Annotated in this window: 7 protein-coding genes and 3 pseudogenes; 2 read left to right on the top strand and 8 right to left on the bottom strand. The window is 65.6% G+C overall.

Features of this window, described 5'->3' with window-relative positions; genetic code table 11:
- Positions 1 to 2: 2 nt before the first annotated feature.
- The 4 genes from ACYP5B_RS04630 to ACYP5B_RS04645 form a co-directional block, all read right to left on the bottom strand.
- Positions 3 to 917: a glutaminase gene (locus ACYP5B_RS04630; protein ID WP_318235540.1), complete on the bottom strand. Its 915-nt coding sequence runs from the start codon at positions 915 to 917 to the stop codon at positions 3 to 5.
- 74 nt (positions 918 to 991) lie between these two features.
- A complete protein-coding gene (locus ACYP5B_RS04635) occupies positions 992 to 2,149 on the bottom strand; it encodes an MFS transporter (RefSeq protein ID WP_459568726.1) in 1,158 nt (385 codons plus the stop codon).
- Between the two features lie 308 nt (positions 2,150 to 2,457).
- A complete protein-coding gene (locus ACYP5B_RS04640; protein WP_459568727.1) occupies positions 2,458 to 3,150 on the bottom strand; it encodes an LrgB family protein in 693 nt (230 codons plus the stop codon).
- Complete coding sequence (locus ACYP5B_RS04645; RefSeq protein WP_459568729.1) at positions 3,143 to 3,622, bottom strand: CidA/LrgA family protein; 480 nt, start codon at positions 3,620 to 3,622, stop codon at positions 3,143 to 3,145. Before ACYP5B_RS04645 ends, ACYP5B_RS04640 begins: the two co-directional genes overlap by 8 nt.
- A gap of 157 nt (positions 3,623 to 3,779) precedes the next feature.
- Here ACYP5B_RS04645 and ACYP5B_RS04650 point away from each other — a divergent pair, with 157 nt between their 5' ends.
- A complete protein-coding gene (locus ACYP5B_RS04650) occupies positions 3,780 to 4,673 on the top strand; it encodes a LysR substrate-binding domain-containing protein (protein ID WP_459568730.1) in 894 nt (297 codons plus the stop codon).
- A gap of 17 nt (positions 4,674 to 4,690) precedes the next feature.
- Here ACYP5B_RS04650 and ACYP5B_RS04655 read toward each other — a convergent pair whose 3' ends face one another.
- The 4 genes and pseudogenes from ACYP5B_RS04655 to ACYP5B_RS04670 form a co-directional block, all read right to left on the bottom strand.
- Positions 4,691 to 5,536, bottom strand: a complete 846-nt coding sequence (locus ACYP5B_RS04655) for a hypothetical protein (protein WP_459568731.1) — start codon at positions 5,534 to 5,536, stop codon at positions 4,691 to 4,693.
- A gap of 206 nt (positions 5,537 to 5,742) precedes the next feature.
- Positions 5,743 to 6,024 (bottom strand): annotated as a pseudogene (locus ACYP5B_RS04660) (ShlB/FhaC/HecB family hemolysin secretion/activation protein); the annotation flags it as partial.
- 394 nt (positions 6,025 to 6,418) lie between these two features.
- Positions 6,419 to 7,672: a M20/M25/M40 family metallo-hydrolase gene (locus ACYP5B_RS04665; RefSeq protein WP_459568732.1), complete on the bottom strand. Its 1,254-nt coding sequence runs from the start codon at positions 7,670 to 7,672 to the stop codon at positions 6,419 to 6,421.
- 129 nt (positions 7,673 to 7,801) lie between these two features.
- Positions 7,802 to 8,128, bottom strand: a pseudogene (locus tag ACYP5B_RS04670) (M20/M25/M40 family metallo-hydrolase); the annotation flags it as partial.
- 84 nt (positions 8,129 to 8,212) lie between these two features.
- Between ACYP5B_RS04670 and ACYP5B_RS04675 the strand changes: the two are divergent.
- A pseudogene (locus tag ACYP5B_RS04675) lies at positions 8,213 to 8,842 on the top strand (IS630 family transposase); the annotation flags it as partial.

Raw genomic sequence — 8,842 nt, forward strand, 5'->3', positions numbered from 1 at the left:
AATCAAAAGATCGAATGCCCGCTCAACGTGGTCAGCCATTCCAGCGCCTGCACGCCGGCTAGCGAGTTTCCGCTGGGGTCCAGCCCCGGCGACCAGACGCACACGGCCCACCGGCCCGGCAGTACCGCCACAATGCCGCCGCCCACGCCGCTCTTGGCCGGCAAACCCACCCGATAGACAAAATCGCCCGCGGCGTCATAGGTGCCGCAGGTCAGCATCAGGGCCGACAGGCGCTTGGTGGGGCTGGCGTCGAGCACGCGCTCGCCGCTCCACGGCACCACCCCGCCATGCGCCAGGAACAGCGCCGCGCGTGCCAGGTCCTCGCAGCTCATGGTGATGGCGCATTGGCGGCAATAAGCGTCGATGACCTTGTCCACCGGCATCTCAAGACGGCCAAAGTCCTTCATGAAATAAGCCATGGCACGATTGCGGTCCGCATGCTCGCGCTCGGACTGCGCCACGCGCGGGTCGTAGTCGATCGCCGGGTTGCCGCTGAGCCGGCGCATGAACTGCACCATCGCGGTTTCCGCCTGCACAAAGCGGCTGCACAGCACGTCGGTCACCACCAGCGCGCCGGCGTTGATAAACGGGTTGCGCGGCTTGCCTTGCTCGTACTCCAGCTGCACCAGCGAGTTGAAGGCATTGCCGGAGGGCTCGCGCCCCACCCGCTGCCACAGGTCCTCGCCCAGCAACTGGAACGCCAGCGTGCAGGCAAACAGCTTGGAGATGCTCTGGATGGAGAACGGCACCGCGGCGTCGCCCACGCAATGGCTGCGACCATCGGCAAACACCAGCGCCATGCCGAAATGCGTGGCGGGGACCTTGCCGAGCTCGGGGATGTAGTCCGCTACGCGCCCCTCGGTCAGCAAGGGCGCTATGTCGCGGTGGATACGTTGGAGGATGTGTGCGTAGTCCATGGGCGTAGGGGCAAGCGTCGCGGGCCGGGCGCCGCGCTGCCTATCGTACAGCGCCGGCGCCGGTACCGCACCACTTACGCCGCCACCCGCAAGCCCCGCTCCAGCGATGCCGACACACCCACCGCCAGCAGCGCCAGCCCGGCCACCGCCGCACCCAGCCACGGCAGCTGGGTGAGCGGCAGGCCGGCGCTGATCATCAGCCCGCCCAGCCACGCGCCGGTGGCGTTGCCCAGGTTGAACGCGCCCTGGTTCAGCGTGGACGCCAGGTTGGGCGCGCCCTTGGCCTTGTCCAGCACGCGCACCTGCGTGGCAGGCACCACGGCAAAGCTGACCATGCCCCAGACAAACAGCGTGAACAGCGTCGGCACCGGAAAATGGCTGGTCCACGAGAACACCAGTTGCACCACCGCCACCGCCGCCAGCAAGCTGGCGAGCGCGGGCATCAGCCTCCAGTCGGCCAGCTTGCCGCCGGCCAGGCCGCCCACCGTGATGCCCGCGCCGAACAGCAGCAGCACCATGCTCTCCTGCTGCGCGGTGAAGCCCGTTACGTCACGCAGGATGTAAGCGATGTAGGTGAACACGGTGAACATGCTGACCGATGCCAGCGTGCTGATCAGCAGCGCCAGTTGCACCTGCGCCGCGCCGATGGAGCGGAACTCGCGCAGGATGCTGCCGGCCTGCATCGGGATGGCCTTGGGCAACCAGGCCACCAACGCAGCCGCAGCGGCCACGCCGATCACGGTGACGGCCCAGAACGTGGAGCGCCAGCCCATCAGGTGCCCAAAGGCGGTGCCAAACGGCACGCCCAGCACGTTGGCCACCGTCAGCCCGGTGAACATCAACGCCACCGCCTGCGCGCGCTTGTCGCGCGGGACCAGCTCCGCCGCCACCACCGCGCCGATGCCGAAGAACGCCGCATGGCAGAACGCCGTGACCACGCGCGCGGCCATCAGCAATGCATAGTTGGGCGCCAGCGCGCACAGCGCATTGCCGAGGATGAACAGGCCCATCAGCCCCACCAGTGCGGTCTTGCGCGGCCACTTGCTGGTCAGGATGGCCAGGATGGGCGCGCCCACGGCCACGCCGATGGCATAGCCCGAGACCAGCATGCCGGCAGCCGGCGCGGAGACGCCGAGATCGGCGGCAACATCGGGCAACAGCCCCATGATGACGAATTCGGTGGTGCCAATGCCAAAGGCCGCGGCAGCCAGCGCGAGAAGCGGTAATCGCATGATGTTGTTATTGAAAAACGAGAGAGAGATCGGTGAAGCTTGCGAGCGCGGTGCGCACGTCCGGCGATGAGGAACACCGCGCACGCCGTGGCGAGAGGAACAGCTAACCACGTGCAGATGAACGGCGCATTGCAGCGCGCCGGCACCATCGCGCAAGTGCGGCATTTTGCGCCAATTTCGCGAAGCGCGTTGGCGCACACGCGAAAAACCCTGCGCCCGAGGCGTTCGGAAAGGCACTGGCTACGCAGTACTACTCAAGGCCAATGCGCAATTGCGCGCAGCACTTGCGCAGTACTACGCAAGCTCGCTCAAAAGAAGACGCTGCGGATCAGCGGCGCGGCCAGCACGCTGACCAGCCCCGCAATCATCATCACCAGCGACGCCACCACGCCCTGCACTTCACCAAGCTGGCGCGCCTTGGCCGTGCCGGCACCATGCGCAGCAGCGCCGAAGATAGCCCCTTGCGCCAGCCGGCTGCGCACCGACGGCAGGCACGCCAGCACGGTCTCGCCGATCGCCATGCCCGTCAGCCCGGTGATGACCACAAAGATCGCGGCAAGATCGGGCGGCCCGCCCAGCGCGCGCACCGCATCCACGGCAAACGGCGTGGTCACCGAGCGCACCGCCAGCCCCTTCTGCAACATCACCGACAAGCCAAAGCCGCGCGCCAGCCAGACCGAGCTCAGCACCGACGTCACCACCGCCGCCAGCACGCCAACCGAAATCGACAACCAGTGCTGGCGCACCAGCGCCCGATGATCGTAGATCGGCAGCGCAAAGGCGATGGTGGCTGGCCCGAGCAACCACATCAGCCAGCGCGTGTCGGCAATATAGTCGCGATAGGGAATATGCGCGGCCAGCACCAGCGCGATCAGTACCACCGGCGTGGCCAGCAGCGGCATCAGCCACAAGCGCGTGCGGCGCGCATAGAGGCGCTTGTTGAAGTAATAGAGCGCAACGGTAGCCACCAGGCTCAACGCCGCCAGGATGGTGTCATGCATGGTGTTGCTGCCGGTTATGGGTGGCACGGCCCGCGCGGCGCGCCAGCCGTTGCTCCAGTCGGACCACCTGCTCCACCGCCAGCGCCGTCACCACCATCACCGCCAGCGTGCTCAAGGCGATCATCGCGCAGATCCGCCAGCCCTGGTGCCGCACCAGCTCGGGATACTGCACCACCGCCAGCACCGCGGGGATAAAGAACAACAGCATCTCCCCCAGCAGCCAGTCCGCCCCGCGGCGCACCCAGCCACCGCGCACCGCCCCGCTGAACAACAACGCCGCCAGCGCCAGCAGCCCGAGCAAACCAGCAGGCAATGGCAGCCCCAGACACCCGCGCAGCCAGTCGGCCAGCAGCCACAAGGCCGATAGCGCCACGATCTGGGTCAGCGCGATGGCGCCTGTGCGCAGGCGAGCCCCAGCCGGCAGCGGCAAGGTAGCGGGTGGAGCGGAAGTGGCAGGAACAGCGCGTGGCATCGGGAACATTCAAGCTAGGGCGCCACGGCATGCGTGGCAGTGACGCTAGTGTACGAAGCGCACTTCGATATCTAAAATGAATATAAATTATTGATTCCATGCCATATCGGAATGGCAAGCCAGAATCTCGCCACCCACGCCATATCGGAGCAGCCTCATGGATATCCGCGCCCTGCGCTACTTCGTGGAAGTTGTCCGCCAGAACGGCTTCACCCGCGCCGCCGAAACCCTGCATGTGACCCAGCCGACCATCAGCAAGATGGTCAAGAGCCTGGAAGAAGAACTCGGCGGCCCCCTGCTGCTGCGCGAAGGCCGCACCATACAGCTCACCGATGCCGGCGAGGTAGTCTTCGCCCGCAGCCAGGCCGTGCTGGCCGAAGTGGCACGCCTGCGGCAAGAGGTAGCCGAGGTGGACGGCATGGCGCGCGGCGAATTGAAGGTAGGCATCCCACCCATGGCCGGCCGCTACCTTGCCCCGGTAATCGGCGCCTATCGCCGCCAGTACCCCGGAGTAAAGCTGCGGCTAGGCGAACAAGGCGGACGCGCGCTGGAAGAGGGCGTGGCCGCCGGCGAACTGGATCTCGGCGTGACCGTCCTGCCCGCAGCTATACCGGGCCTGGCCAGCCTCACCGTGACGCGCCAGGCGCTGGTGGCCGTGTTTCCCCGTGAGCGCGCGCCACGTCGCCCCGGCGCAGTCCGGCTGGCGGATCTGTCTGGCCTGCCCTTCGTCATGTACGAGGACGACTTCGTGCTCTATCGCGTCATCCTGGACGCCTGCGAAGCCGCCGGCTTTACGCCGCAGATTGCCGGTCAGAGCCGGCAATGGGACTTTATCGGCGAGCTGGTAGCGGCCGATGTGGGCGTGGCGATCTTGCCTGCGCCAATTGCCGGGCAGCTGGATCCGGAGCGGGTGGCGATTCGGCCGCTGGTTGCGCCACAGTTGACTTGGGAATTGGGGCTGGTCTGGCGGGAAGGATATTTGTCGCGCGCCGCCCGGGCTTGGCTGGTGTGTTGCGAGCAGGCCTTCGGCACTGCCCGCAAACCCGGTTGAGCCGATGTCCGTGCTGCTTACGCAGCACAGGCGAAGGAAGCGATGCCTTGGTAGAGCGCCCCATTGGCCAGCACGACGCGATAAGGCGCAACGACGAGGACCTTGCCGCCACCGCCATCCCCGAGCGTGAGTTGCGTGCCCGCGCCACCGCCGATGTAGGTGCCAGTAAGGCTGGCACTGGATGGCGACTTGATCGTCGCGTTGCCGCTCACGCTGCCCTGCTGCCCACCGGCCGACGACGTCAGCGTAACGCCAACGGCCGCCCCGTCGGCGGTGAACGACAGCGTTGCTGTCCCGCTTGTGGTACCTGCAAAGGCCGCGGCGCCCACGTTCGTGCCGCCGACGAAGGTGGGCGCGGTAAACCGGCCCGCACCGCAGGCATAGGTGCCGCTGGCGGGCAGGCTTGCGAGATCGTTGGCCAGGATGTAGTGGTAGGCTGCGTTAGACACCCCGTCCAGCGTGGTGGTGGTGCCACCGCTCGTTACCACCCCCTTGGTCCAGCGACCCTGTGCATAGCCAGCATCGCCATTGATATCGAGCGTAGTGCTGTCGCCGGTCAGGCTCCTGCCATTGATCACCGTTACCGCGCCGCTGGCCGACTGCGTAAAACCGGCCAAGGATCCGTAGCTCTGCGTGCCAACGCCATTCCAGACATAGCGAGCCGAAGCCGCCTTGACGAACGGTGCGGTAACGCTGCCGGCGTCGGTGACGGCGGGTTTTTCCCCGGGAGCAGTGCCGCCCGAACCTGATTGTCCGGCCGACGTGTTGCCGCTGGAGGACTCGCCATCGCCGCCTCCACCACAGGCAGCCAGTGCGGCAACGGCAATCAGTACCGGGGCAAATTTGCAGAATGCATACGACATGGTTTCTCCTTGCTCATCATGGTAGAAGCCGCTTGCGCGAGCAGACGGGCGACATCAGGAATGCGCTCCTGATGGATCGCTGGAACAAGCGTGCGATCGCGACGCCCTTGACAGGCCGCCACGTTAGCGAAAGGAGGGAAGATTTACGTTAAATTTTGTGACGAGCCGGAGATTTTTATTTGGCAATGACGGTACCTAAGGCTTATTCAGTACTGAAACACCAGTTGAAACCCCGTCGTCACTCCCGGCGTATGGAACGTTGCCGGCTTATAGATCGGCGTCCCGAGGAACAAGTCATACGACACCGAACCCAGCTTGGAGCCCAGCCCACCCCGCATTCGGATCACGGCGCCCGCCAACTGCGTACCGACCAGGCCCTCGGTAGACGGCCCAAACACCTGTACATAGTCCAGCCCGGCATACAGCGCCTGCCCGCTCCCGCCCAGCGGCGCCTGCAGTTCGTTACGCCAGTAGAAGCCACGCTCCCCCGAATATTCCTATTGATTAATCCTAATGACTGGCAAATTTCTTTGAATAAAGTAGGAAAAATCCGAATCGATTAAGACATAACGTCTTAACGATCGTTTTCTGCTTTCTTGGATCGAAGAAGAGATGGCGAGAGCTGAGCGGACGCCGTGCGGGGGCAGCGCGGTCCGGCGTGACGTGTCCAGCCAGCCGGACCTTGGGGATATACGGGAAGGACTTCGTGCTCGGTCGCGCCGGCATGGACGCTCGCGATGCCGCAGATAGGGCGGAGCCTGTGTATGCGCAGAGCCCCGGTGAGGTGCGAAGGCTAGCTGCCGGGCGCCGTGCTGGCCTGTCGAGGGCAGGCCCTGGACACGGCGCGCAAACCCGGCTCAGGCTGCACCGGGCGAAACACTATCAGCTACGCCCGATCTCCTGCAGGATGCGCGTCAGCAGGTACAGCCGCGGCACGATCGAATCGATCTCGATGTACTCGTCACGCGCGTGGTAGCCAAAGCCTGCCAGGCCGAAGCTCTCCACCACCACGGCCTTGCCGGAGCGCCCTGCGTAGCCGGCGTCGGTAGCGCCGCCGGTGCCCTCGACAATGGCGAGCTGGCGGCCGTCGAGCTCGGCGTAGATGGCTTGCGCGCGCTGCGCCAGCTCGCGGCCACGCGCGTTGGCAACGAACGGCGGCCGGCCGGTCTCCAAGGTCACCGTGGTCTGCGTGTCGGGTACCAGCTTGCCTTCGTCAGCCTTCTTTTGCAGCGCGACCTGCAGCTTCTCCGGGCCGTCCTTGACCGTTGTGCGCACGTCGCCGATGGCGGTGGCGCGCTCGGGAATCTGGTTGCGTACCTCGCCGGCCTGGGCGGTGGTCCAGTTGAGCTGGGTGCCCGGCACGGATTTGGCCACGTCGCGCGTTTGCTGCAGCTGGTAGGCCAGCTCGATCAGCGCATTGCGGCCCAGCTCTGGCGCGGCGCCGGCGTGCGCGGCCCGCCCCTTGACTTCCATGGTGGCGGTGGCGGTGCCGCTGGCGCCCATCAGCAGGGCCTCGGCCTTGACCACGGCCTTGGCGGCGGTCGGCTCGAACGACAGCACCACGTCATGCTGGTCGGCCAGCTTGGCGATGGTCTCGCCGGAACCGATCGAGCCCACTTCTTCGTCCGGGTTGAACAGCACTGTCAATTGGGCGTAATCCTGCCAGCCGGCCGCCTTGAGGATGGCCAGCGAATGCAGGATCACCGCGATGCCGCCCTTGTCGTCGGCGATGCCAGGGCCATAGAGGCGGTTGCCGTCCAGCTTGATCGGCTGCTTCGCCAGCGTGTTGGCCGGATATACCGTGTCAATGTGGGCGATCAGCATGATGCGGCGCTTGCCCGTGCCGGTCAGCGTGCCCTTGACCATGGTGCCGGGGCCCTTGGTCACTGCAATGCGCTCGGTGCTGGCGCCTAGCGCCTTCATGCGGCCTTCGGTATAGCTGGCCATCTGCGCGAGGCCCGCTGCGTTGGCGCTGCCGGACTCGATCGACACCATCTCCTTGAGCGACTGGATCACCGACGGCTCGGCGGTGCGGGCCGCGTCCAGCAATTGGGCATCGGCGGCGAAGGCGCTGCCGGTGGCGAGGGCGAGGACAGCCAGGGCGGCTTGGGTAAGCCGGCGCAAGGATGGATGCATGAAATCTCCCGTTGAGGATGGTTGTACTTGTGATGTTGTGATGGCAGGCAGTTGTGCATGCCGGGCGATGCTGATGCTGGTGCGCGGCAACGCACAAGCGCGCCGCCACCAGTCATCCGCAGGTGCGCATCAGTTGCGCCCGATTTCCTGCAGGATGCGCGACACCAGGTAGAGCCGCGGCACGATCGAGTCGATCTCGATGTATTCGTCGCGGGCGTGATAGCCGAAGCCTGCCAGGCCAAAACTCTCGAGCACCGTGGGCTTGCCCGAGCGGGCGGCGTAGCCCGCGTCGGTGCCGCCGCCGGTTTGCGGCACCAGCGTCAGATCGTGGTCGATTTCCTTGTAGATGGCCTGCGCCCGCGCTGCCAGCGCGCGGCTGCGCTGGTCGGCCACGTACGGCGGATGGCCGGGCGTGAGGCTGAGCGTGGTTTCCGTATCGGGAACCAGCCGGCTTGACCCTATTGAGACTTGTATAAATCATGACAGCCGATTCGAGTCTGAGGCGTTATCTGATCAAGGCGTTGATCGGGAGTCGATTGCATGGCTGGGAAGATGGACGAAGCGACCAGAAAGCGGGTTCGCGCTGGACGGGTGCTGTTAGCGAACAAGCCGGTCGCGGAGGTTGCGGCTGCGGTGGGCGTGGCTCGGCAGACGGTGTACACGTGGAAGGCGCGACTGGACGAAGGCGGCATCGATGCGCTGCGCACCATGGCCGGTGGACGGCCGTCGTTGCTCGACGATGCCCAGCGCGAGCAGTTGTGTCGTGCCTTGCCGCAGCGCCCCACCGAGCATGGCTTTGGCACCGAACTGTGGACGCTCAAACGGGTGCGTCTACTCATCGAGCAACGCTTCGGGGTGTCATACAACGAGGCCCATGTCTGGCGCATTCTGGATTCGCTCGGCTTCTCGCCCCAACGCCCAGACCGACGCGCTATCGAACGCGACGAGGACGCGGTGCTGGCGTGGAAGCAAAAAACCTGGCCCACGCTCAAAAAAAGTGTACGCGGGAGCAACGGCTGATCGTCTTCATTGACGAGTCTGGGCTCTCGGAACGACCCACGCGCGTGCGCACCCGGGCTCCGAAAGGTCAAACTCCGGTCATCCAGTTCCACTTCAACTGGAAACATGTCTCGGCCATCGCGGGTCTGAGTTATCACAACTGCCTGTTCC

The sequence above is a fragment of the Cupriavidus sp. 8B genome, assembly GCF_054589115.1.

What these genes read in the sequence shown, in the direction of transcription:
- ACYP5B_RS04630 (WP_318235540.1), bottom strand. Translation starts at nt 917, where the DNA reads ATGGACTACGCACACATCCTCCAACGTATCCACCGCGACATAGCGCCC.
- ACYP5B_RS04635 (WP_459568726.1), bottom strand. Translation starts at nt 2,149, where the DNA reads ATGCGATTACCGCTTCTCGCGCTGGCTGCCGCGGCCTTTGGCATTGGC.
- ACYP5B_RS04640 (WP_459568727.1), bottom strand. Translation starts at nt 3,150, where the DNA reads ATGCATGACACCATCCTGGCGGCGTTGAGCCTGGTGGCTACCGTTGCG.
- ACYP5B_RS04645 (WP_459568729.1), bottom strand. Translation starts at nt 3,622, where the DNA reads ATGCCACGCGCTGTTCCTGCCACTTCCGCTCCACCCGCTACCTTGCCG.
- ACYP5B_RS04650 (WP_459568730.1), top strand. Translation starts at nt 3,780, where the DNA reads ATGGATATCCGCGCCCTGCGCTACTTCGTGGAAGTTGTCCGCCAGAAC.
- ACYP5B_RS04655 (WP_459568731.1), bottom strand. Translation starts at nt 5,536, where the DNA reads ATGTCGTATGCATTCTGCAAATTTGCCCCGGTACTGATTGCCGTTGCC.
- ACYP5B_RS04665 (WP_459568732.1), bottom strand. Translation starts at nt 7,672, where the DNA reads ATGCATCCATCCTTGCGCCGGCTTACCCAAGCCGCCCTGGCTGTCCTC.